18 protein-coding genes and 1 pseudogene are annotated in these 24,043 nt (G+C 63.6%); 8 read left to right on the top strand and 11 right to left on the bottom strand.

Annotated elements, in window-relative coordinates; translation table 11 throughout:
* Positions 1-104: 104 nt before the first annotated feature.
* The gene (locus F2P46_RS00095; RefSeq protein WP_166884110.1) at positions 105-1,871 is read left to right on the top strand and encodes an oleate hydratase; all 1,767 of its coding nucleotides are present in this window, start codon (positions 105-107) and stop codon (positions 1,869-1,871) included.
* A gap of 171 nt (positions 1,872-2,042) precedes the next feature.
* Entirely contained in the window at positions 2,043-2,897 is an 855-nt protein-coding gene (locus F2P46_RS00090) for a Crp/Fnr family transcriptional regulator (RefSeq protein ID WP_166884108.1), read from the top strand.
* Positions 2,898-3,045: 148 nt separating this feature from the next.
* Here the strand turns inward: F2P46_RS00090 and guaA are convergent, their stop codons facing one another.
* Together guaA and guaB are read right to left on the bottom strand one after the other, a co-directional pair.
* Positions 3,046-4,656, bottom strand: a complete 1,611-nt coding sequence (guaA, locus tag F2P46_RS00085; RefSeq protein ID WP_166884107.1) for a glutamine-hydrolyzing GMP synthase — start codon at positions 4,654-4,656, stop codon at positions 3,046-3,048.
* A 119-nt stretch (positions 4,657-4,775) separates the two neighbouring features.
* Positions 4,776-6,239 (bottom strand): IMP dehydrogenase, encoded by a 1,464-nt coding sequence (guaB, locus tag F2P46_RS00080; RefSeq protein WP_166884105.1) that lies wholly within the window; start codon positions 6,237-6,239, stop codon positions 4,776-4,778.
* Positions 6,240-6,392: 153 nt separating this feature from the next.
* Between guaB and F2P46_RS00075 the strand changes: the two genes are divergently transcribed.
* Positions 6,393-6,914, top strand: coding sequence for a DUF4124 domain-containing protein (locus F2P46_RS00075; RefSeq protein ID WP_166884103.1), 522 nt, complete (start codon positions 6,393-6,395; stop codon positions 6,912-6,914).
* Between the two features lie 19 nt (positions 6,915-6,933).
* Here F2P46_RS00075 and F2P46_RS00070 read toward each other — a convergent pair whose 3' ends face one another.
* Complete coding sequence (locus F2P46_RS00070) at positions 6,934-7,263, bottom strand: RnfH family protein (RefSeq protein ID WP_166884102.1); 330 nt, start codon at positions 7,261-7,263, stop codon at positions 6,934-6,936.
* A complete protein-coding gene (locus tag F2P46_RS00065; protein WP_166878796.1) occupies positions 7,256-7,687 on the bottom strand; it encodes a type II toxin-antitoxin system RatA family toxin in 432 nt (143 codons plus the stop codon). The genes F2P46_RS00070 and F2P46_RS00065 overlap by 8 nt, the downstream gene beginning before the upstream one ends.
* 73 nt (positions 7,688-7,760) lie before the next feature.
* Between F2P46_RS00065 and smpB the strand changes: the two genes are divergently transcribed.
* Positions 7,761-8,210: an SsrA-binding protein SmpB gene (gene smpB, locus F2P46_RS00060; protein ID WP_054262876.1), complete on the top strand. Its 450-nt coding sequence runs from the start codon at positions 7,761-7,763 to the stop codon at positions 8,208-8,210.
* A gap of 46 nt (positions 8,211-8,256) precedes the next feature.
* Here smpB and F2P46_RS00055 read toward each other — a convergent pair whose 3' ends face one another.
* Together F2P46_RS00055 and lepB are read right to left on the bottom strand one after the other, a co-directional pair.
* Positions 8,257-9,453 (bottom strand): multidrug effflux MFS transporter, encoded by a 1,197-nt coding sequence (locus F2P46_RS00055; protein WP_166884100.1) that lies wholly within the window; start codon positions 9,451-9,453, stop codon positions 8,257-8,259.
* Between the two features lie 105 nt (positions 9,454-9,558).
* A complete protein-coding gene (gene lepB / locus F2P46_RS00050) occupies positions 9,559-10,227 on the bottom strand; it encodes a signal peptidase I (protein WP_166884098.1) in 669 nt (222 codons plus the stop codon).
* A 191-nt stretch (positions 10,228-10,418) separates the two neighbouring features.
* Here lepB and F2P46_RS00045 point away from each other — a divergent pair, with 191 nt between their 5' ends.
* Positions 10,419-11,027, top strand: coding sequence for a DUF4124 domain-containing protein (locus tag F2P46_RS00045; protein ID WP_166884096.1), 609 nt, complete (start codon positions 10,419-10,421; stop codon positions 11,025-11,027).
* Between the two features lie 95 nt (positions 11,028-11,122).
* On the opposite strand, the gene F2P46_RS00040 is transcribed toward F2P46_RS00045, so the two are convergent.
* The 5 genes and pseudogenes from F2P46_RS00040 to ppsA all read right to left on the bottom strand — a co-directional run bounded on the left by F2P46_RS00040 (position 11,123) and on the right by ppsA (position 16,146).
* On the bottom strand, positions 11,123-11,917 hold the full coding sequence (locus tag F2P46_RS00040; RefSeq protein ID WP_166884094.1) for an SDR family oxidoreductase: 795 nt from the start codon (positions 11,915-11,917) through the stop codon (positions 11,123-11,125).
* A gap of 8 nt (positions 11,918-11,925) precedes the next feature.
* Positions 11,926-12,843 (bottom strand): stomatin-like protein, encoded by a 918-nt coding sequence (locus F2P46_RS00035; protein ID WP_166884092.1) that lies wholly within the window; start codon positions 12,841-12,843, stop codon positions 11,926-11,928.
* A 26-nt stretch (positions 12,844-12,869) separates the two neighbouring features.
* Positions 12,870-13,292, bottom strand: a complete 423-nt coding sequence (locus F2P46_RS00030; protein WP_166884090.1) for an NfeD family protein — start codon at positions 13,290-13,292, stop codon at positions 12,870-12,872.
* A gap of 173 nt (positions 13,293-13,465) precedes the next feature.
* A pseudogene (locus F2P46_RS00025) lies at positions 13,466-13,700 on the bottom strand (O-methyltransferase); the annotation flags it as partial.
* A gap of 91 nt (positions 13,701-13,791) precedes the next feature.
* The gene (ppsA, locus tag F2P46_RS00020) at positions 13,792-16,146 is read right to left on the bottom strand and encodes a phosphoenolpyruvate synthase (protein WP_229508941.1); all 2,355 of its coding nucleotides are present in this window, start codon (positions 16,144-16,146) and stop codon (positions 13,792-13,794) included.
* A 257-nt stretch (positions 16,147-16,403) separates the two neighbouring features.
* Between ppsA and F2P46_RS00015 the strand changes: the two genes are divergently transcribed.
* The 3 genes from F2P46_RS00015 (at position 16,404) to F2P46_RS00005 (ending at position 23,507) form a co-directional block, all read left to right on the top strand.
* Entirely contained in the window at positions 16,404-17,252 is an 849-nt protein-coding gene (locus F2P46_RS00015) for a pyruvate, water dikinase regulatory protein (RefSeq protein ID WP_166878825.1), read from the top strand.
* Positions 17,253-17,255: 3 nt separating this feature from the next.
* Positions 17,256-22,922, top strand: coding sequence for a DUF3320 domain-containing protein (locus F2P46_RS00010; protein ID WP_166884086.1), 5,667 nt, complete (start codon positions 17,256-17,258; stop codon positions 22,920-22,922).
* 150 nt (positions 22,923-23,072) lie between these two features.
* Entirely contained in the window at positions 23,073-23,507 is a 435-nt protein-coding gene (locus tag F2P46_RS00005) for a hypothetical protein (protein ID WP_166884084.1), read from the top strand.
* The last annotated feature ends 536 nt before the right edge of the window (positions 23,508-24,043 follow it).

Genomic DNA, 24,043 nt, shown 5'->3' with positions numbered 1-24,043 from the left:
GCGCCTTGTGCGATCGAAGGCGTGGCGCACAGGCGCGATCAGCGCAGCCTGTCCGGCAAGCGTCGCTTGGCCGGCAGTGCAAACAACACGACAAGGGAACAGACATGCATTACAGCAGCGGAAATTATGAAGCCTTTGTACGTCCGCGCAAGGCCGCAGGCGCCGACAACAAGTCGGCGTGGTTCGTCGGCTCGGGGCTGGCCAGCCTGGCCGGCGCCGCCTTCCTGATCCGCGACGCGGGCGTGGCCGGTCAACGCATCACCATCCTCGAACAGCAAGACATCGCGGGCGGCGCGCTCGATGGCCTGAAGGTGCCCGAGAAGGGCTTCGTCATCCGCGGCGGACGGGAAATGGAACAACATTTCGAATGCCTGTGGGATCTGTACCGCTCGATTCCCTCGCTCGAGATCGAAGGTGCCAGTGTCCTCGACGAGTTCTATCGTCTCGACAAGGACGATCCGAATGTGTCGCTGCAGCGGGTAACGCAGGACTGCGGCGGCGATGTGGCCGACAAGGCGCTGCTGACCTTGAATGAACGGGCACAAAAGAACCTGCTCTCGGTGTTCCTGGCCAGTCATGAATCCATGGAAAACAAGCGCATCGACGAGGTGTTCGGCGCGGATTTCCTGTCAAGCAATTTCTGGCTGTACTGGCGCACCATGTTCGCGTTCGAGGAGTGGCATTCCGCCCTCGAAATGAAACTGTATCTGCACCGCTTCATCCATCATATCGGCGGTCTTGCCGATTTTTCTTCGCTTAAATTCAACCGCTACAACCAGTACGAATCGATGGTGCTGCCGCTGGTGAAATGGCTGCACGAACACGGCGTCGTTTTCCGTTACGGCGTCGAGGTCACCGATGTACAGTTCGACATCGCGCCCGGGCGCAAGCAGGCAAGCAGGATCGACTGGCGCGAACACGGCGTCGCCGGCGGCGTCGACCTCGGCGCCGATGACCTGCTTTTCGTTACCATCGGTTCCCTGACGGAAAATTCCGACAATGGCGACCACCATACGCCAGCCAGGCTCAATGAGGGGCCGGCGCCGGCCTGGGACTTGTGGCGGCGCATCGCGGCAAAGGATGGGGCGTTCGGCCGGCCCGACGTGTTCGGCGCGCACATCGCCCAGACCAAGTGGGAATCGGCCACCATCACCACGCTCGATGCGCGCATTCCTCCCTACATCGAGAAAATCGCCAAGCGCGATCCGTTCAGCGGCAAGGTTGTCACCGCCGGGATCGTCACGGTCAAGGATTCGGCTTGGCTGATGAGCTGGACCATGAGCCGCCAGCCGCACTTCAAGCAGCAGCCGAAACACCAGCTGGTCGGCTGGCTGTACGCGCTGTTCGTCGACGTGCCGGGCGACTACGTCAAAAAGCCCATGCAAGATTGCAGCGGCGAAGAAATCACCCAGGAATGGCTGTACCACCTGGGCGTACCGGTCGAGGATATTGCCGAGCTCGCTGCCACGGCCGCCAGCACGGTGCCGGTCATGATGCCCTACATCACCGCCTTCTTCATGCCGCGTCAGGCCGGCGACCGTCCCGCCATCGTGCCGGCGGGCGCCGCCAACTTCGCCTTCATCGGCCAGTTTGCCCAGACCCGCGAGCGCGACTGCATTTTCACCACCGAATACTCGGTGCGCACGGCGATGGAGGCGGTCTACACCCTGCTCGATGTCGAGCGCGGGGTGCCGGAAGTGTTCAATTCGACCTATGACATCCGCACCTTGCTGGGGGCGGTGACGCCACTGCGCGATGGCAAGCAGCTCGACATTCCGGGGCCGGCCTTCCTGCGCGAGTATTTCCTGAGAAAGCTGGAGGGAACGGAAATCAGCGATCTGCTCAAGGAGTTCAAACTGATCGCGGACTGAACGCGGGCGCGCCGGGGCGGCTCCCGCCCGCCGGGACCGGCGCGCAAGGGACCCTTGCCAGGGCGTTGGCGCGATCATGAATGTGCGCCAGCGCACGGACGTATTGAACACACAAGCACAAGCTGATGGTCTGCGCACGCTCGCGTGCGCCACATATCAGGAACATTGTCCATGCTTACCATACTGAGTCCGGCCAAAAATCGCCTTCTGGCCGAACTCGAGCGCGCCGAGTATCACCGCTTGTCGCCCTTTCTGGAACTGATCGCCCTCGAGCGCGGCGATGTGCTGTACCAGGTGGACGGCAAAATGGTCTACGCCTATTTCCCGGTCACAGCAACCATGTCGATCGACTATCTGCTGGAAAACGGCGGCACGTCGGAAATCAACCGGGTCGGCAATGAAGGCATGCTCGGCGTCCCATTATTCATGGGCGGCGACAGGTCCGCCGGTCGCGCCGTCGTGCAGACCAGCGGCTACGCCTACCGGCTCAGCGCGGCACGACTGATGGCGGAGTTCTACCACAAGGGGCCCTTGCTGCGCCTGCTGCTGCGCTATGCCCAGGCACGCCTGATGCAGGTCTCGCAGCTGGCGGCATGCAACAGCCACCACAGCACCAAGCAGCGCCTGTGCCGCTATTTGCTGCAAATGCTCGATCGCTCATCATCGAACGAGCTGGCCGCAACGCAGGAGGAAATCGGCGGCATCATCGGGGTGCGCCGCGAAGGCGTGACCGATGCCGCCCGCTGGCTGCAGGAACGGGGCATCATCCGCTGGCGCCGCGGCCATGTCACCGTTCTCAGCCGTAGCGGCTTGCACGCGCATGTCTGCGAGTGCTATGACGTCGTGTGCCACGCCACCGCGCTGCTGCTGCCGGACCTGACGGCCAGTTCAGCCCATCTTCCCGGCATCTGGCGCGCCAGCGGCGCCCTGCCACCCTACCAATTCAAGGACGACCGGCGCCACGCGCACGGCGGCGAACACGACGCAGCGCCCCATTCAGGCCAGGCCGAGCTGGCATTCTTGTAGCCGGCGAGCGGCCGACAGGGGAAGCGGCGACCCCGCCTTCTACTGCCGACCCCTGCCATCCAGGCGAAAAAAAGCCCTGGAATCAGAGGCTCCTTACTGGCTTAGTACGCGTTTAGTGCCCGCGCCTGCCGGCCCGGGCACGACATCATCATTCCCACTCGATGGTCGCTGGTGGCTTGCCGGAAATATCATAAACCACGCGATTGATTCCGCGCACTTCATTGATGATCCTGTTGGAAACTTTGCCCAGCAAGCTGTGCGGCAAGTGCGCCCACTGCGCCGTCATGAAGTCGAGCGTTTGCACCGCGCGCAGCGCCACCACGTACTCGTAGGTGCGGCCGTCGCCCATCACGCCCACCGATTTCACCGGCAGGAACACGGCGAACGCCTGGCTGGTCGCTTCGTACCAGTTCTTCGGCGCCGCGCCGGCGTCGATGCTTTCCAGCGCCGGCAGCTCGCACGGGGTATTGCGCAGTTCTTCGATGAAGATCGCGTCGGCCTGGCGCAGCAGGTCGGCAAACTCTTTCTTCACTTCACCAAGAATCCGCACGCCCAGGCCCGGACCCGGGAATGGATGGCGGTACACCATGTCGTGCGGCAAGCCGAGCGCCACGCCGAGCTTGCGCACTTCATCCTTGAACAGCTCGCGCAGCGGTTCGAGCAGTTTCAGGTTCAGGGTTTCCGGCAGGCCGCCCACGTTGTGGTGGCTCTTGATGGTCTGCCCCTTCTTGCCCTTGCCGGCGCTTTCGATGACGTCCGGATAAATCGTGCCCTGGGCCAGCCACTTGGCGTTCTTCAGCTTGCCCGCTTCGACCTGGAACACTTCGACGAACTCGCGTCCGATGATCTTGCGCTTCGCTTCCGGGTCGGCCACGCCGGCCAGGTGACCGAGGAACTGGTCTTCGGCATCGATGCGCAGCACTTTGACGCCGAGGTTCTTGGCGAACATGTCCATCACCATCTTGCCCTCGTTCAGGCGCAGCAGGCCGTGGTCGACGAACACGCAGGTGAGCTGGTCGCCGATGGCGCGGTGGATCAGGGCCGCCGCCACGCTCGAATCGACCCCGCCCGACAGGCCGAGGATGACGTCGTCGCTGCCGACCTGTTCGCGGATCTTGGCCACCGCTTCGCTGATGTAGTCGGGCATGTTCCATTCCGACTTGCAGCCGCAGATGTCGTGCACGAAGCGCCCGATGATCGCCTTGCCCTGCGCCGTGTGCGTCACTTCCGGATGGAACTGCAGCGCGTAAAAGCGGCGTTCCTCGTCGGCCATGGCGGCCACCGGGCAGCTCGGGGTGTCGCCCATCAGCTTGAAGCCGGGCGGCATGGCAAGGACTTTGTCGCCGTGGCTCATCCACACCTTGAGCATGCCGTGGCCTTCGTCGGTGACGAAGTCGTTGATGCCGTTGAGAAGCGCGGTATGGCTGCGCGCGCGCACTTCGGCGTAGCCGAATTCGCGCACCAGGCCGTTTTCGACCTTGCCGCCCAGCTGGGCCGCCATGGTTTGCATGCCGTAGCAAATGCCGAGCACGGGCACGCCGAGTTCGAACACGGCTTGTGGCGCGCGCGGGGCGTCGCCTTCCAGCGTGGAACTGTGGCTGCCCGACAGGATCACGCCGGCGGCGCCATAGTTGCGCACGAATTCGTCGCTGACGTCATACGGGAATACTTCGGAGAACACACCGGCGTCGCGCACGCGGCGGGCGATCAGCTGGGTGACTTGGGAACCGAAATCGAGGATAAGAATTTTAGAGTGCATGGAGGGCCAGGAGAAATTGCAAAATTGGTGCCGATTGGTGTCACTACGCGGCGCTCGCGGGCAACGCACGCCCGCGCTGCGAACAACGCGGCGATCCGGTCGCCGCCTTGTGTGTGCCTTTATTCGCCGGAACGGTAGTTCGGCGCTTCCTTGGTGATCTGCACGTCGTGCACGTGCGATTCGCGCATGCCGGCCGAGGTGATTTCGACAAACTCCGCTTTTTCGCGCAGCTCGTCGATGGAGGCGCAACCGCAGTAACCCATCGACTGGCGCACGCCGCCGACCAGCTGGTAAATGATCGCCAGCACGCTGCCCTTGTAGGCGACGCGGCCTTCGATGCCTTCCGGGACGAACTTGTCGGCCTTGGCCGCCGCGTCCTGGAAGTAACGGTCGGCCGAGCCGTCCGCCATCGCGCCCAGCGAACCCATGCCACGGTACGACTTGTAGCTGCGGCCCTGGTACAGGATCACTTCGCCCGGCGCTTCTTCGGTGCCGGCGAACATGGAGCCCATCATCACGCTCGATGCGCCCGCCGCCAGTGCCTTGGAAATATCGCCCGAGAAACGGATGCCGCCATCGGCGATGCACGGCACCCCGGTGCCGGCCAGCGCTTCGGCCACATTGGAAATGGCGGTGATCTGCGGCACGCCGACGCCGGCGACGATGCGGGTGGTGCAGATCGAGCCTGGGCCGATGCCGACCTTGACCGCGTCCGCGCCGTGTTCAACCAGCGCCAGCGCGGCGGCCGCCGTGGCGATGTTGCCGCCGATGACGTCCACGTGCGGGAAGCGCACCTTGATCCACTTCACGCGGTCGAGGATGCCTTGCGAATGGCCGTGGGCGGTGTCGACCACCAGCACGTCCACGCCGGCGGCGACCAGCAGCTCGATGCGCTCTTCGTCGCGGGCGCTGACGCCGACGGCGGCGCCGACCAGCAGCTTGCCCTGCGCATCTTTCGAGGCGAACGGGTGCTCGTGCGACTTCTGGATATCCTTGACGGTGATCAGGCCGCGCAGTTCGAATTCGTCGTTGACGACCAGCACGCGCTCGAGGCGGTGCTTGTTCATCAGGCGCTTCGCTTCGGCGGTGTCGGCGTCTTCCTTGACATAGACCAGCTTGTCGCGCGGGGTCATCTTCTCGCGTGCTTCGGCGTCGAGTTCTTCTTCAAAGCGCAAGTCGCGGTTGGTGATGATGCCGACCACGGTCTTGCCTTCGACGACAGGGAAGCCGCTGATGCCGTACTGCTCGGTCAGGGCGATCACGTCGCGGATCTTCATGCTCGGCGGGATCGTGATCGGATCGCGCAGCACGCCGGCCTCGAAACGTTTTACGCGCGCTACTTCGCGGGCCTGGTCCTTGGGCGACAGATTCTTGTGAATGATGCCGATCCCGCCTTCCTGCGCCATGGCAATGGCAAGGCGCGCCTCGGTGACCGTATCCATCGCTGCCGACAGCAAGGGAATGTTCAAGGCGATATTACGGGTCAGGCGGGTCTTGAGGGAGGTGTCGGCTGGGAGGACATTCGAGTAAGCCGGGACGAGCAGCACATCATCGAACGTGAGTGCTTTTTGAAGTAGACGCATAGCATTTTCCTATTGGCGCAAAAGTGAATTATACAGAAGTTCCCGTGCGCCGTCTCGTCAAGCCCTCAAAATGCCCGGAATCCCGCCAAGTTCGTTGACAAGCCGGGCAAATCACGGTGAAATCGGGGATTGATTACTAACGGAAAGATTCACATGGCCAACCTTATCGGAAAACGAACATTGCAGCTGCTGGCCGGAGGCGCGCTGATGCTGTTCGCCTCTGTGTCCTACGCGCAATACGTATGGGTCGACGCCAATGGCACCAAGCAATTCTCGGACCGTCCGCCGCCACCGGGCATCCCGGCCAAGAACATCCTCAAGCAGCCGGGCGGCAGCGCGGCCAAAGCCGGCGAGGCCCCTGCGATCAGCGTCCCGAGCACGACGCCCGCCGCCGCCGACGACAAGGTGCCGCCAAGCCTGGCCGACCGCGAAGCGGACTACCGCAAGCGCGCCAAGGCCAAGGAAGAGGCGGACAAGAAGGCCAGCACCGCAGCGGCCGACAAGGCCAGGAACAAGGCTGCCTGCGAAGCCGCGCGCACTTACAAGCGCAACCTCGGCCAGGGCTCGCGCGTGAGCACCACCAACAAGAATGGCGAGGAGTCGTACCTGGACGACGCCCAGCGCGCAGCCGAAGTGGCGCGCGCCAACAAAACCATCGCCGAGGCGTGCAAATAAGCGCTCCGGGCGCGGCGACTCAGGTCGGCTGCGCCTTCTTTTCGGCCCGCTTGCGGCGCGATTCCTTGGGGTCGGCCACCAGCGGCCGGTAGATTTCGATCCGGTCGCGCGGGCGCAGCACGGTATCCAGCGGTTTTTTCTTGCCGTACAGGCCCACCGGCTGGAGCGCCAGGTCGATTCCTGGAATCGCCTCGAGCACGCCGCTGCGGATGATCGCCTGTTCGATCGTACAGCCCTGCTCCACCGTCAGCGCATGCAGGTACTCACGCAGCGGCGTGGCGTAGCAGACCTGGACGGTGAACTTGCCGCCCGCCGGATCAGCCTTGGCGTCAGCCACGGAATCAACCATATACCGTCTCGGCGCGCTTGCAGAACGAGTCGACCATGCTGTTGGCGATGACGCCGAACACCGGCCCGATCAATTGTTCGAGTATCATGCTTGAAAATTCGTAGTGCAGGTCGAATTCGACCTTGCAGGCATCGGCACGCAGCGCCTTGAAAGTCCAGGTGCCATCCATGCACTTGAACGGGCCGTCGACCAGTTTCATTTTCATCTGGGTCGGCCGCGTGTTGATATTGCGGGTCGTGAAGCTTTGCTTCACACCGTGGAAGTGAATCGCCAGGCTGGCCGTCAGTGAGTCGTCGGTCCGCTCGATGAGCTTCACGCCGCCGCACCAGGGCAGGAATTTGGGATAATCTTCCACTTTGGCCACAAGGTCGAACATCTGTTCGGCGCTGTAAGCCAAAAATACTGTTTTGTGTACTACTGCCATTAATCAACCGTTTGCTATGATGTTGGGTATGTTGCATCAGTAGTTTAACCGAACCGCGCACTTTAGCCATTTCATGAGTATTGTTGACAATAAAAAAGCATTCCACGACTACTTCATCGAGGACCGTTACGAAGCCGGTATCGTGCTCGAAGGATGGGAAGTCAAGGCGATTCGCGATTCGCGCGTCCAGATCAAGGAGGCGTACGTGGTCGTACGCGGGGACGAGCTGTTCCTGTTCGGCGCGCACATCAGCGCGCTCTCGACCGCGTCGTCATTTACCCACCCCGAAGCGGTGCGCACGCGCAAGCTGCTGCTGCACCGCGCCGAAGTCGACAAGCTGATCGGCAAGGTCGAGCGCTCCGGCTATACCCTGGTGCCGATCAACCTGCACTTCAAGGGTGGCCGCGTCAAGTGCGAGATTGGCCTTGCCAAAGGCAAGAAGCAGCACGACAAGCGCGCCACCGAGAAAGAACGCGACGGCAAGCGCGAGGTTGCCGCCGCCATGAAGACGCACAGCCGCTGACAGCCTGTAACACCGCCGTTACCGCCCCGGGCGGAAACGGCGGCGCTTACGCCACCTGCACCGCAGGCCGCGCCACCAGCAAACTCAAGCGCCAACACAAAAAGCTCAGCACCAGCGAGCCGCCTACCCCGTACGCCAGTTTCAGGGCGCTGTCGAACAGCAGCGGCGCCAGCATGCCCGACACCAGCGCGAACGCCATCATCTGGATGAACGACATCATCGACGAGGCCAGGCCCCGGTTATGCGGGAACAGCGACAAGGCGCCCACCTGGATCGCCGGCATGGCCACCGCCAGGCCAAAGGTGTACACCGCCAGCGGCAGCACCGCCCACGGGATGGCGGCCACGAACAGCAGGTTGTAGCCGATGCTGATCACGCTCCCGGCCGCCATGATGCCGAAGCCGAGCCACATCATCTTTGCCGGGGCAATCCGCGCGGCCGCCTTGCCGCCCCACGCCGAACCGACCACCATGCCGCCGATCATGGGAATGAACAGCCACGCGAACGCGGTTTCCGGCAGGTGAAGAATATCCATGACGAAATTGGCGGCCGAGCCGATGTACAGCGACAAACCGCTGAACGCCAGCCCGACCGCCAGCGACAGCAGCAGGAATTGCGGATGGCGCAGCACCTTCAGATAATTTTTTGCGATCGCAATGCCATGAAAAGCGTGGCGCTGCGCCTTGGGCAAGCTTTCCGGCAAACCGCGATACACGAGCAGCATCATCAAGGCGCCGAACATGGCCAGGAACACAAAGGTCGAGCGCCAGCCGAAGTGCACGTGCAGGTAGCCCCCCAGCACCGGGGCGATGGCCGGCGCCAGCCCGAACACCATCATGATGTGCGACATGATGCGCTGCGCGTGCGCCTGGTCATGCGAAAACCGGTCTTGCACGATTGCTTGCCCGATCACCGAGCCGGCGCCCGCCGCCAGCCCCTGCAAGGCGCGGCAGGCCAGCAGCACGCCGAAGCTGGGCGCGAACACCGCGCCCAGCGAGGCCAGCGTGTACACCGCCAGCGCGATCAGGATCACGGGGCGGCGCCCGAAGGAGTCCGACAAGGTGCCGTAGAACAGCATCATGAAAGCAAAGGTGAACAGGAACACGCTCAGCGTTTGCTGCACCGCCAGCGGGCCGACGGCAAATTCGCGCCCGATCGCCGGGATGGACGGCAGGTAGGTATCGATGGCGAGGGCGCCGACCATCCCCAGGCAAGCCAGGATCACTGTTAACATACGCTGCATGCGGTAAAGCCTTATGTAAATACGGCAGCGCACCATGCGGCCAACCGAGCCCGCAATTTTACCGGCATTTGTGAAAAGTTACCGGAGAGCCAGTAACAACACGGCTTACGGCATCTTCATGCCGAAGCGCTCCGTGCGCGGCATCCAGTTGCCGTCGATGGCGGCCGAGGCCAGGATGCGCTCGGCGCGCCCGATCAGCAGATGGCGCGGCACCATGCCCACCATGCGCGAATCGGCGCTACGGTCGCGATTGTCGCCCAGCATCATGAACTGGTCCTTGGGTACGGTCACCGGTCCGAAGTTGCGCGGCGCCATCAGTTCCGGAATGACCTGGATGCGGCGCCGGTGGCCGGCGAAGGTTTCGTCGACGTTCTGGGCGGCGACCCGGGTGCCGTCGCCGAGCGGCTCGAGCGCCGTGCCGGCGGCCGCGTAACTGGCCGGCTGGCCATTGATAATGAGCTGCTCGTCGCGCATTTCGACGATGTCGCCCGGCAGCGCGACCAGGCGCTTGATCAGGCGCGTGCCGTCCGCCGGCGAGGAAAACGTCACCACGTCGCCGCGCCGCGGCTCGCCGACGCGCGCCAGCACCACGTCGGTCAGGGGAATCTTGACGTTGTAGGCGAGGCGGTTGACGAAGACCACGTCGCCTTCGAGCAGGTTGGGCCGCATCGAGCCCGATGGAATCGGATTCCAGTCCGCGACCGCAGTCCGGAACAGTCCGAATAACAACAAAAACACCAGCCAACCCTTGTTCTCGCGCACCAGTTTTTTCATCTCAGTCTCCTGTGTAAGTGGTGAGCAAGTTATACGCGGCACGTCTTTAGCGATGCTTAAGGCCGGCAGCGGCCTGACTGTTTGAGCAAGATTACTTGCGTAATAAAACCATTGCTGCCAGAATCTGCGACGCCACGCACGCCCAAGCCCCTCGCGCTTCCACTTTCAGACATCCCATCATCCCGACCAGCATGCAAACACGTTCGCTTTACCTCACGCTCATCCTCGCCAGCCTGTGCAGCGGCGCCCACGCGGGCCTGAACAAATGCAAAGGCCCGAACGGCCACCCGGTCTACCAGAACGCGCCGTGCCCGCCGCCGGCCAGCGCCTACGCGAAAAAGATGCCGACCTTGGCCGAGCGCAATGCCTTGGTCAGGCAGCAAAAGCTGGCTGAAACGAAAGAGCGCTACGCCGACGACCGTCCCGGCGCCAACTGGGACCCGAGCCGCAAGCCGACCGCGTCGATGCCACCGCCGGTGCATGTCACGGCGCCGGTCCAGCCAGGCGTGCAGGCGCAAGCAAAGCCGGCAGCCACCCAGAAAGCTGCGCCGGGAGGCTCCTCGAAAAGCGAGTATGAGCAAAAATTGGCTGCCGAGAAGCTGGAAGCCGACAATGCCAAAATCCGCGCCAAGAACAAGTCCATTGACTGCAACAACGAGCGCCAGCAATTGGCCGTCGTGAGGGATGGGCGCGGCGTCCATACCGTCGACAACAAGGGCAATCGAAATTTCATTTCGGACCCGCAGCGCGATGCCGCGATCACCGAAGCCGAACGGCGCGTCGCGCGCGCCTGCCGATAAGGCCGGCGCGGCCCGCCCGCCCTGCATGATGAAAAGCACTCGGAAGAAAGACTAGCAATGTCGATGACGGGCGCCGGCATCAGCTCGCAAGCTCGCTACGACGCCTTGACCGCCGCCAGCGCCATCTGCTCGACCAGGCCCGGCGCGACCAGCTTGAGAAAGCGCCCGGCCTTGCCCTTGGCCGTCATGACCACCTCGCGGCGGCGCCCCTCCATGCCCTCGATGATCAGGCGTGCGCATTCTTCCACCGACATCGCGCCCTCTTCCTTGAGCAAACTTTTGCCCAGCTGCTGCCCTGCCGCGTTGTAACCGTGATGGCGGATCTGGGTGGCCACCACGCCCGGATAGGCGGTTGTCACGCTCACGCCCGCGCCCTTTAATTCGGTGCGCAAGGCTTCGAAAAAACCCGCCATGGCGAACTTGGTCGCGGCGTAGGCGGTGCGTCCCGGCACGCCGACCAGTCCCGCCAGCGACGACACCGCCACGATGCTCCCGCGCGACGCCTTCAGGTGCGCCAGGGCCGCATGCGTGCACCACACGCTGCCCCACAGGTTCACCCGCATCAGGTCTTCGTACCAGCCCAGGTCCTGCACGTCCTCGAACAAGGCGTGGGCCGAGCGCCCGGCGTTGTTGATCAAGGCGTCGATGCGGCCGAAACGCGCCACCGCCGCGTCGATCAGCGCGATGCACTCTGCCTGCACCGATACATCGGTCGGCACGGCCAGCGTCTGCGCGCCGAGCGCCTGGCACTGCCCCGCCACCGCATCGAGCATGGCGCCATTGCGGGCGGCCAGCACCAGCGCCACGCCGGCGCCGTTGCTGGCGGCCAGCTGACGCGCCATGTCGGCGCCGATGCCGTCCGAACTGCCGGTAATGACGATCACGCGCATGGCCGCTCCTATTTCTGGGTTTTCACGATCTGCATGGCGCTGGCGATCAAGCCGCTCATCTCGCCCAGGTTGGCCGGCACGATGATCGAATTGTTGGTCTTGGCCAGTTCCGAGAACGCGTGCACGTACTGCTCGGCCACCTTCAGGTTGACCGCATCCTGCCCGCCCGGCTCGCGGATGGCGGCCGCGATCTGGCGCAGCGCTTCGGCGTTCGCTTCGGCCAGCGCCACGATGGCCTTGGCCTGCCCTTCGGCGCGGTTGATCGAGGCCTGCTTCTCGCCTTCCGAGCGGGCGATGGCCGCTTCGCGCTCGCCGGTGGCGATGTTGATCTGCTCCTGTTTGCGCCCTTCCGATGCCGCGATCAGCGCGCGTTTCTCGCGTTCGGCGGTAATCTGCGCCTGCATCGCGTGCAGGATTTCCTGCGGCGGCGTGAGGTCCTTGATTTCATAGCGCAGCACCTTGACGCCCCAGTTGGCGGCCGATTCGTCGATCGCGTTGACAATGGTGACGTTGATGTGATCGCGCTCTTCGAAGGTTTTATCGAGCTCCATCTTGCCGATCACCGAGCGCAGGGTAGTCTGGGCCAGCTGGGTGATGGCCGCCAGGTAGTTCGACGAGCCATACGAGGCGCGCATCGGATCGGTGATCTGGAAGTACAGGATGCCGTCCACCTGCAGTTGGGTGTTATCGCGCGTGATGCAGACCTGCGGCGGGACGTCGAGCGGAATCTCCTTGAGAATGTGCTTGTACGCGATGCGGTCGACGAACGGCACCACGATGGAGAGGCCCGGCACCAGGGTCTTGTGGTATTTGCCGAGGCGTTCGACCACCCAGGCGTGCTGCTGCGGCACCACATTGACCGCCATGACGACGAACACCACCGCCGCGCCGAGAACGATGAGTGTCAATATTCCGAAACCTTCCATAGCCTGTTTCTCCTCTTTGTTGTTAGTTAGCCGTTGGCGACGATCAGGCGACTGCCCTGCACTTCCACGATCCTGAAACTGCCCGCTTCGGCCAGTGCGCCGGGCCCGAGTTGCACATCCCAGGGCGCGCCGCGGTACATGACGCGCGCCCTGCCGTCGGTCCAGGTGGCGACGAAGACGCTCTGGCCGATGTCCATGTTCACGTTCGGATCGCGCGCGGCATCCTGGCGAGCGGGCGCGCCGAAGCGGCTGCGGTGCAGCAGCCCGGTGGCGATCACGCCGACCACGGCGGCGGTGAGGATCTGCGCCGGGGTGCTGTAGCCCATCAGCGCCGTGATCGCGCCGCACGCCACGCCGATGGCGATCATCAGCAGGTAGAACGTGCCCGTGAAGAGTTCCAGAATTACCAGTGCGCCAGACAGCGCCAGCCACCAAGTCCAGTCAGCCATGACACGTCTCCTGATTATAGAAAACAAAAACCCCCGTGACCCGGAATGGGCGACGAGGGTGCGAATTTGTTGAAAAGTCGGTTTTTATAATGGGTTCGTTGGATTGACTTCAATGCGCTTAGTCTAGCGGGTTCTGGGGAAGTGTCAACTACAGAATACCGCGCCTCGTCGCCTCAGCCCACCTTGAGCGACACGTCCACATCGCCCGCAAACGGAAACGACAAAAAGCCGCTGCCGGGCGCACGCACGTACGCCAGGTATTCCGGGCTGTGATCGGCGTTGTCGGCGATGACCAGGACGCCCGGCCGCAGGCGTCCTTCCAGCAGCGCCAGCACGTCGCGGTACAGCGCCTTGGCGCCATCGAGCAGCAACAGGTCGACAGGGTCGCGCGAGATCGGCGGCCAGGGTTCCTTCAGGCGAAAAACCCGTCGTTTCCGCAATTGACGGAAACGACGGGTTCGATGGTCGCACCGGCGCAGTCACGCCGGGTGCCGATGAATTACAGCGCGGCCAGCTTCTGCCAGGTATCGATCACCGAATCGGGATTCAAGGACATCGACTCGATGCCTTCGCCCATCAGCCACGCCGCAAAGTCCGGATGGTCCGACGGCCCCTGGCCGCAGATGCCGATGTACTTGCCCTGGTCGCGGCAAGCCTTGATCGCCATCGACAGCAGCGCCTTGACCGCAGGATCGCGCTCGTCGAAATCGGCCGCCAGCAGCGCCATGCCCGAATCGCGGTCCAGGCCCAGGGTCAGCTGGGTCAGGTCGTTGGAACCGATCGAGAAACCATCGAAGTGCTGCAGGAACTCGTTGGCCAAAATCGCATTCGACGGCACTTCGCACATCATGATCAGGCGCAGGCCGTTTTCGCCGCGCTTGAGACCATTCTTGGCCAGCAGGTTGACCACTTTTTCGGCCTGGCCGAGGGTACGCACGAACGGCACCATGATCTCGACGTTGGTCAGGCCCATGTCGTTGCGCACGCGTTTCATGGCGGCGCACTCCATCTCGAACGACTCGGCAAAGTCGGGCGACAGGTAACGCGCGGCGCCACGGAAACCGAGCATCGGATTTTCTTCATCCGGCTCGTAGCGCGAACCGCCGATCAGCTTCTTGTACTCGTTCGACTTGAAGTCGGACAGGCGCACGATGACCGGCTTCGGCCAGAACGCGGCGGCAATCGTCGCAATCCCTTCGGCCAGCTTGTCGACGTAGAACGCCTTTGGCGAAGCATGGCCGCGCGCGACCGACTCCACCGCTTTTTTCAGGTCGGCATCGATGTTCGGATACTCGAGAATCGCTTTCGGGTGCACACCAATATTGTTATTGATGATGAACTCCAGGCGCGCCAGGCCCACGCCGCCGTTCGGAATCGACTGGAAGTCGAAGGCCAGCTGCGGGTTCCCGACGTTCATCATGATCTTGGTGGCGATCGGCGGCAGTTCGCCGCGCGCCACTTCCGACACTTCCGTTTCCAGCAAGCCGTCGTAGATCATGCCCTCGTCGCCTTCGGCGCAGGACACGGTCACCAGCATGCCGTCTTTCAGCGTTTCGGTGGCGTCGCCGCAACCGACAACGGCCGGCACGCCCAGTTCGCGCGCGATGATCGCCGCGTGGCAGGTACGCCCGCCACGGTTGGTGACAATGGCCGATGCGCGCTTCATCACCGGCTCCCAGTTCGGGTCGGTCATGTCGGCCACCAGCACGTCGCCCGGCTGCACCCGTTCCATTTCGGACGGATCGTGAATCACGCGCACGCGGCCCGCGCCGATCTTCTGGCCGATGGCGCGGCCCTGCGCCAGCACCGTGCCGCTGCCTTTGAGCTTGAAGCGCTGCTGGGCGTCGGTGGGTTTTTGCTGCGACTTGACGGTCTCGGGACGCGCTTGCAGGATGTACAGTTTGCCGTCGCGGCCATCCTTGCCCCACTCGATGTCCATCGGACGGCCGTAATGGTTTTCGATGATGACGGCGTACTTGGCGAGTTCCACCACTTCGGCGTCATTGAGCGAATAACGGTTGCGCATTTCGATCGGCACGTCGACGGTCTTGACCGAGCGACCGGCCTTGGCCTCGCTGGTAAATTCCATCTTCACCAGCTTGGAGCCGATATTGCGGCGGATCACAGGCGACTTGCCCTGTTCCAGCATCGGTTTATGCACATAGAATTCGTCGGGATTGACCGCGCCCTGCACCACCGTCTCGCCCAGGCCATAGCTGGAGGTGACGAACACTACGTCCTTAAAACCCGATTCGGTATCGATCGTAAACATCACGCCGGCGGCGCCCAGGTCCGAGCGCACCATGCGCTGCACACCGGCCGACAGGGCCACTTCGGCGTGGGTAAAGCCCTTGTGCACGCGGTAGGAAATGGCGCGGTCGTTGTACAGCGACGCGAACACGTGCTTCATCGCTTCGAGCACATTATCGATGCCGACGACGTTCAAAAAACTCTCCTGCTGGCCGGCGAAAGACGCATCCGGCAAGTCTTCGGCGGTGGCCGAGGAACGCACGGCGAACGACATTTCGACTTCGGAATCGGCCACCAGGCGCGCGTAGAAGGTGCGGATTTCTTCTTCCAGGCGGGCCTGGAAGGGCGTCTCGACGATCCATTTGCGGATCTCGGCGCCGGCGGCGGCGAGCGAGCGCACGTCGTCGATGTTCAAGCCTTCGAGGCGGGTCGCGATACGGTCGCCCAGCGATGGGCCGCCGTCGATGCCGTGCGCCAGGAAGTCGCGGAAGGCGTCGGCCGTGGTGGCAAAGCCGCCCGGCACGCGCACGCCGGCGCCAGCCAGTTGGCTGATCATTTCACCGAGCGAAGCGTTCTTGCCGCCGACGGATTCGACATCCGCCATGCGCAATGTTTCGAACGATGCCACGTAGACGCCAGTGCGATCCGGTTCCTTCAATGCTGCGGTAGACAAGTTGGTCATAACAAACACCCTTACTGATAGTAGAAATCTGGTCGCAGGGCGGAACTGACTATGTTTTCTTGTTATTCTTGGGGCCGTGCCGCACAATTGATGCGTTGCAGAGCATTTTACAGCTTGCGCCGCGAATTTACAGCGCACAACTTGAAACATTGGCAGCACAGGAAGCCGACACGACAAATATGACCACAGAACCACGCCCACCCCTGCCCACCTCCGCCCGGACCGTGTTTTTCGTTTCCGACGGCACAGGTATTACCGCAGAGACATTCGGCCACGCCGTCCTCACCCAGTTCGAAATGCGTTTCCGCCAGGTACGCCTGCCGTTTATCGACACACTCGACAAGGCGTACGACGCGGCGCGCAAGATCAACGAGGCCTTGACCACCGACGGCCAGCGGCCGATCGTGTTTTCGACCCTGGTCAAGCCCGACCTGTCGAACGTGATCCGGCAGTCGCGCGGCATGCACATGGACTTGATCCAGACTTTTGTTGCCCCACTGGAACAGGAACTGGGCGTCAAGTCGACCCACACCATCGGGCGCTCGCACAATATTGTCGACAGCCAAGAGTACAAGAACCGCATCGAAGCGATTAACTTCTCGCTGGCGCATGACGATGGGCAGTCGCACAAGAACCTGTCGGCCGCCGACGTGATTTTGGTGGGCGTGTCGCGCTCGGGCAAGACCCCGACCAGCTTGTACCTGGCGATGCAGTACGGCATCAAAGCGGCCAACTATCCGCTCATTCCCGACGATTTCGAGCGCGGCCGCCTGCCCTCGTCGCTGCCGCCGTTCCGCGACAAGATTTTTGGCCTGTCGATCACGCCGGAGCGCCTGTCTGAAATCCGCCATGAGCGGCGCGCCGGCAGCAAGTACGCGTCGATCGAGAATTGCCGCTACGAAGTCAACGAGGCCGAGCTGATGATGAAGCGCGAAGGCATCCGCTGGCTGTCGTCGACCACCAAGTCCATCGAGGAAATCGCCACCACCATTTTGCAGGAAATCAAACCGGATCGGCGCGAGTATTAATTCATGAGTGAAGCTGAAAGCAAGAAGATCGATCCCGTGGTCGATGGCACGGCCGATGGCGCGTCCGCCCCCGTGGCCGGCGCGGCGCCCGATGCGGCGCAGGAAAAGATCTCGGAGTTCCTTGATCGCAACCTGAGCGCGCACGACAAGCTCGAACGCGCGCGCATGGAACTGCTCGACCTGTCGGCCCGCAACCGGCTGCTGAACATTCCGCGTTCGGCCAAGTCGACCCGCATCATCGACGTGATCGACGAGCGTTCGAGCGATATTTTCCGCATGCTGGTCACGGAAAACCGCGCGCTCACCTTCCTGCCCGGGCACAGCGCGGCCTTCGTGGCCACCGCGGCGCAGCTGGCCGAAGACGCCGGCGTGCTCGACGAACTGGCCCAGCCCGACGAGGAAGTCGATGAAAACGGCGTCATGCTGCGCCATAACGACACCAAGCTGCAGACCAAGCTGACCTCCAAGGGCCTGCAAAAGCGCCTGCTCGACCTGTACAACGACGCCCGCACGCTGGAAGAAGAACAGGGCGTCAACATCCTGTACCTCACGCTCGGCACCCTGAAATGGATCGACCCGGCCAACGCCAGGAACATCCGCTACGCGCCGCTGATCCTGATCCCGGTCAGTCTCCAGCGCGGCAACGCGGCCGAACAGTTCAAGCTGCGCTGGCGCCAGGAAGAACTGTCGGCCAACCTCTCGCTCGAAGCGTTTTTGCACCGCGTGCACGGCATCACCCTGCCCGCCTTCGAGGGCGGCGACGACTTCAACCCGACCGCCTACATCAACGAGGTGGCGCAAGCGATCGCCTCGAAAGAAAACTGGAAGGTGCTTGCCGACGACGTGGTGATGGGCTTTTTCTCGTTCGCCAAATTCCTGATGTACCGCGACCTCGATCCGTCGGTGTGGCCGGTGCAGCAAGGCCTGCTCGGCCAGCCGCTGATGCGCGGCCTGCTGTCGGACGGCTTTGGCAGCGACACCTTGACGATCCCGGACGGCACCCCGATCGACGCCGTCATCCCGCCCGCCGAACTGCTGCACATCGTCGACTGCGACAGCTCGCAGGCGCTGGCCGTGCACGACGTGCGCAGCGGGCGCAACCTGGTGATCCAGGGCCCGCCCGGCACTGGCAAGTCGCAAACGATCGCCAACATCATCGCCTCGGCGGTCGCCGACGGCAAGAGCGTGCTGTTCGTGGCCGAAAAAATGGCCGCGCTGGACGTGGTCAAGCGCCGGCTCGATCATGCCGGCGTGGGCGACGCCTGCCTCGAACTGCACAGCAACAAAGCCAACAAGCGCGTGCTGCTCGAAGAACTGCGCCGCACCGCCGACCTGGGCGCGCCGCGCGGCGAACTGCCCGCCACCCTCAACGCCCGCCTGCAACTGGCGCGCGACACCCTCAACGGCCATGCGGACCGCATGCACGCCGAGCATCCGGTGGCGCGCCTGACGCCCTACCAGGTGATCGGCCACATCACCGAACTGCAGCGCCAGCGCGTGGCGCCCTTGAACAACCCGTTCGACCAGCCCGAAACCTGGACTCCCGACGAACGCGCGCAGCGCTACCAGTTGGTGAGCGAACTGGCGCAGCGCCTGGCCGAGATGGGCCTGCCTTCGCAGCACCCGTGGCGCGGGGTGCGCATGACGAATATCTCGCCCACCGAAATGGAGCGCCTCGCCCAACGTATCACGCGCGCCAGCGCCGGCTTGTCGGAACTGGCGGCCAGCCAGACTACCCTGGCCGCCGCGCTCGACATGGGCCCGCCCGACAGCTGCGCCGATTTTGCCCGCATCGCCGACATGGCGCAGCGCGTGGCCAGCGCGCCGCGCCTGTCGCGCCAGGCCTTGTCGTCGCCGGTGTGGACCACGCAGCGCGAAGACATGACCAACCTGGTCGAACAGGGCGCGCAATATGCGCAACTGGTCACCTTTTTGGAAGGCAAAGCCACGCCCGACGCCTGGCATCTCGACCTGAAACCGGTGCGTCACGCGCTGCGCCCCCTGCCGGCCGGCATGAGCGACGCGGCCTTCGGGCGCCTGGCGCGCCTGGCGGTACAGTTGCCGACGCTGCTGCAAGACACCGAGCGCCTGCGCGAACACCTGGGCGCCGCGGCGCGCACGGACACCTTGTCCGAAATCGGCAAGGCCCTTGTCCTGGGCCAGCGCATCGCCTGCGCGCCGGACGTCAGCGCCGAGGTATTGTCGGCCAGCGTCTGGGACCACGGCATCGAGCAGGCCGCCGACCTTGCCGAGGCGGTGGCCACCTTGCACGAGGCCCGCACCTGGCTGGCCGACAAAGTGCTCGACGAAGCCTGGGACCTTGACCTGACCGGCGTGCGCCAGCTACTTGCCATCCACGGCAGCAGCATGCTGCGCTTTTTGCGCGACGACTGGCGGCGCGCCAATGGCCTGATCAAATCGGTGCTGCGCAATCCGGACATTGAGCTGGTCAGCCAGATCGACATCCTGGACCGCCTCTCGGCCGGCCAGAAAACCATGCGCTTCTTGCGCGAGAACGACCAGCTGGGACGCGCCGCCTTTGGCGGCGACTGGCGCGCCGAGCGCTCGTCGCCGGTGCCGCTGCGCGCCCTGGTGGCGTGGATGCGCACCCTGCGCGGCATGGGGCCGGAACCGCGCCTGATCGCCGCCAGCGTGAGCGACCGCCCTGCCCTCGGCGTGCGCGTGGACCACGTCCAGCGCTCGCTCGAGAACACCTTGACCCTGCTGCGCGACTGCTGGAACGACTGCGGCGCGGCGATCCGCCACATGTTCCCCGACATCCTGACGGTCGAACATGCCAACCTGGCCGAAGTAGGCACCTTTGTCGTCGCGCTCGACGCGGCCCTGGGCACGGTGCGCAGCGCGCTGGCGTTCCGGCCGGCCCATTTGTCCGACCTGCTGCCGGTGCTGGACGCCCTGATCACGGCGCAGCGCATCGCGGCCAGCATCGACGACGCGCGCGTGCTGGGCGAACAGGCGTTCGGCTCGCACTGGCAAGGCGCGGCCTCGGACTGGAGCTTTTTGATCGGCGCGGCGCAGTGGATCAACGCCAATCCGGCGCTGCCGGCGATGGTTGCGCGCCACGACGACCGCAACCTGCCCTTGCAGCGCGCGCTGGCGCTGGAACAGGGCTACATCGCCTGGAACAATGAACTCGAAGGCTTGTTCGAAACGCTGTGCGCCGACGCCCAGTCGCTGTTCGGCACCGACAGCGCGGCCCACGTGCCGATTGCCGACCTGCTGGTGCGCTTTGCCGACTGGATCACCTACGCCGAGCAGTTGTCGCGCTGGGTCACCTGGCGCGAGCGCAGCGGCATGGCGCGTTTGATGGGCATGGCGCGCTTCGTCGACGAGATGGAAAGCGGCCGCCTCGCCACCGGCGCGGCCCCGGCCTCGTTCAACATGAGTTATTTCGAAGCGCTGTACGCATCGCAGGTGCGCTTTGAGCCGGCCCTGGCCAGTTTCGACGGCCAGGTGCACGACAGCGAAGTGCAGCAGTTCGTGGAACTGGACCACCAGCGCATCCGCGCCGCCGGCCTGCAGGTGGCGCGTGCGCACTTCCAGCGCATTCCGCAAGGCGGCAGCGCGATCGGCCCGCTGGGCGTGCTGCGCGGCGAACTGGCGCGCCGGCGCGGCCACATGCCGATTCGCCAGTTGATGCTCAAGGCGGCGCCGGCGATCCAGGCGATCAAGCCGGTATTGATGATGAGCCCCTTGTCGGTGGCGCAGTTCCTGCCACCGGGCCTGCTCACCTTCGACCTGCTGGTGATGGATGAAGCAAGCCAGATCCAGCCGGTCGACGCCCTCGGCGCCATTGCGCGCTGCCGCCAGGTGGTGGTGGTGGGCGATGAACGCCAGCTGCCGCCGACGCGCTTTTTCGCCAAGCTGACCGACGACAATGCCAGCGAGGAGGAAACCGACGGCGGCGAAGCGCAGGTGTCCGACATCGAAAGCATTTTGGGGCTGTTTACCGCGCGCGGCCTGCCGCAGCGCATGCTGCGCTGGCACTACCGCAGCCGCCACCAGTCGCTGATCGCGGTATCGAACAGCCAGTTCTACGAGAACAAACTGTTCATCGTACCGAGTCCGTACACGCAGGAAGCGGGCATGGGCCTGTCGTTCACGCACGTGGCGGACGGCGTTTTCGACAGCGGCAACACCGGCACCAACGAGCAGGAAGCGAGGGCCGTGGCCGAGGCCATCATGCGGCACGCGCTGCAGTCGGCGCAGCATTCGCTGGGCGTGGCCACCTTCTCGGTGGCGCAGCGCAAGGCCATCGAAGACCAGTTGGAAGTGCTGCGGCGCACCGACCAGCGCGCCGAGAGCTTTTTCCAGTCGCATCCGAGCGAGCCGTTTTTTATCAAGAACCTCGAAAACGTGCAGGGCGACGAGCGCGATGTGATCCTCATTTCGGTCGGTTACGGGCGCAATGCCAACGGCACGGTGAACATGCGTTTCGGGCCGTTGAGCGCGGACGGCGGCGAACGACGCCTCAATGTCCTGATCAGCCGCGCCAAGCGCCGCTGCGAGGTGTTCGCGTCGATCACCGACGAAGACATCGACCTCGAACGCGGCAAGGGCAAGGGTGTGCATGCCTTCAAACTGTTCCTGCGCTATGCGCGCACCGGGCAGTTGGGCATGGCCGTGCGCAGCGGGCGCGATTACGACAGCCTGTTTGAAGTCGAAGTGGCGAACGCACTCCAGGAGCGCGGCTTCGAGGTCCATCCGCAGGTAGGTATCGCCGGCTTCTTCATCGACCTGGCCATTCCCGACCCGGACCGTCCGGGGCGCTATCTGCTGGGGATCGAATGCGACGGCGCGGCGTATCACTCGTCGAGTTCCGCGCGCGACCGCGACCGCCTGCGCCAGGCGGTGCTGGAAGACCACGGCTGGATCATCCACCGTATCTGGAGCACCGACTGGTTCCAGCGCCCGCAGGAGCAGCTGCAACGCACGATCGCCGCCATCAACGAGGCGCGCAAGACGCTCGACCTGCGCGCCGAAGAAAGCAAGAAGCTGCACAAACCGCCACCGCCGCAAGGGGTGCAGATCGAACGCGAGATCCTCACCGAAGTGGCGATCACGCCGGCCGAGGAAGCGCCGCAGCGCAGGAACCGCTACGTGGAAGCGGTGCTGGTCAAGCCGGGCGGCGACTACGAGTTGCACGACGCGCCGCTCGATGTGCTGGTCGACCTGGTCGAGCAGATCGTCTACATCGAAGGCCCGGTGCACCTGGACGAAATCGTGGTCCGGCTGCGCAATACCTGGGGCTTGCAGCGGGTCGGCCCGCGCATGGCGGCGGCCACCGAGCGCGCGGTCGATGCGGCCGTGGCACAGGGCCTGGTGGCGCGCCTGAACGGCTTTGTGTGGAAGCCGGGCAGCCCGGTGACGCCGCGCGACCGCACCTTTGTCGATTCGGAAGGGCTGCGCCGCGCGGACATGCTGCCGCCGAAAGAGATTGAGGTGGCCATCATCCAGGTGGTGGAACGCCACTTCGGCGCCAGCCAGGAAGAGATCGTGAAAGGGGTGCTGAAAATGTTCGGGTTTAAACCGATCCAGGGACCGCTGCGCGACGCGGTGCAGATGCGGCTGAATTTGATGGTGCGCGAAATGGTACTGGTGGCGAGCGGGCCGGTGCTGGTGCTGTCGGACCACGTGCGCTCGCTGTAGGGCGTGGACGCGCATGCGAATCGACAGCCGGAGAGCGAGACGGCAGCTGTGGTCACTGCGCGCAGCGCTGTTACGCAGGCGTTCAAGGTCATCTCGGCCGACCAACACCGCATGTCGCGACGAATCCGTCGCGCACCTGAAAGAAGCTTCATGAACAGGCACTCCGAAAGCACGTCATCTTCACTGGTGCACCACCCGAAGTACCTTCCCTGGTATTTCCATGTCGGTTTGATGGTGTTCATGCTGGTCACGGCTTACTTTATGCTCGCAAAGCTGGGCGGGGGGATCTTTTTGGTGGTGGGGTCGGCTATTTCTCCCGGCATCATGCTTGCCGTGGCAGGAAAGGGCAACCGCTGGCTGTTCTCGGCAATTTTTTTCCTTGCCAGTGCGCTGGGCCTTGCCCTCATCGTGGGGATGCCGCGCTTTAGTGACATGACGATGGGCCTGGTTCCATGTCTGCTGTGGTGCATCGGGGTGTCGCTCTGGCCTGCCCTGCTCCTGTGGATCGCGCATTCGCTCAATCGGTGCCGACAAGGGCGGGCGGCAACAGAGACCAATGTGACAGACACGGTAACCGACGCATGAGTTGGGGTCAGCACTGCGCATGCAGGTCGTGCGATTTCGAATTTTACAGTGGTCACTCCCATCATCAGGGTTGTAGCGAGATGCTCTGTCATGCTTGCCTGACAGCGTTCGCGCTGCCAACAGACAATCGGTGGGGCCCGCATGTTGACGAACTCATCGTTGTGCATCAGCTCATACGGGACGTTCATGTGTTTCATAAAAAGAAACCACCACACATCACGTTTCGCCTGGAACCGACCGTCGAATTCCTGATTGCTGAAAGTGCGGGAGAGTGGGGAGTGGACTATTCTACCGACCACATTATTTGCCCGCATTGCAAGCGCGAGGGAACGATGGTTCTCGATTTTGCGCACGGCCAGGCTTGTCCGAAATGTCGCGAGGGCGTCCTCGATTGTTGCTCGATTCAGTACTAGTCTTACTGTGTCACAAAGTAAGTTTAATCTGAAAGCAGCAAGGGCAACGCTGTAGTTGAGTTGCGATTGCACTGGCGATGAGCGCGCGTAGCGTTGTAATGGAGTCAGGGACATGACGTTGCG

The organism is Massilia sp. CCM 8734, from assembly GCF_011682155.1.
Taxonomy (GTDB): Bacteria; Pseudomonadota; Gammaproteobacteria; order Burkholderiales; family Burkholderiaceae_D; genus Telluria_A; species Telluria_A rubra.
The sequence above is the reverse complement of the archived record's forward strand: the minus strand, read 5'-3'. Positions and strand labels throughout refer to the sequence as shown.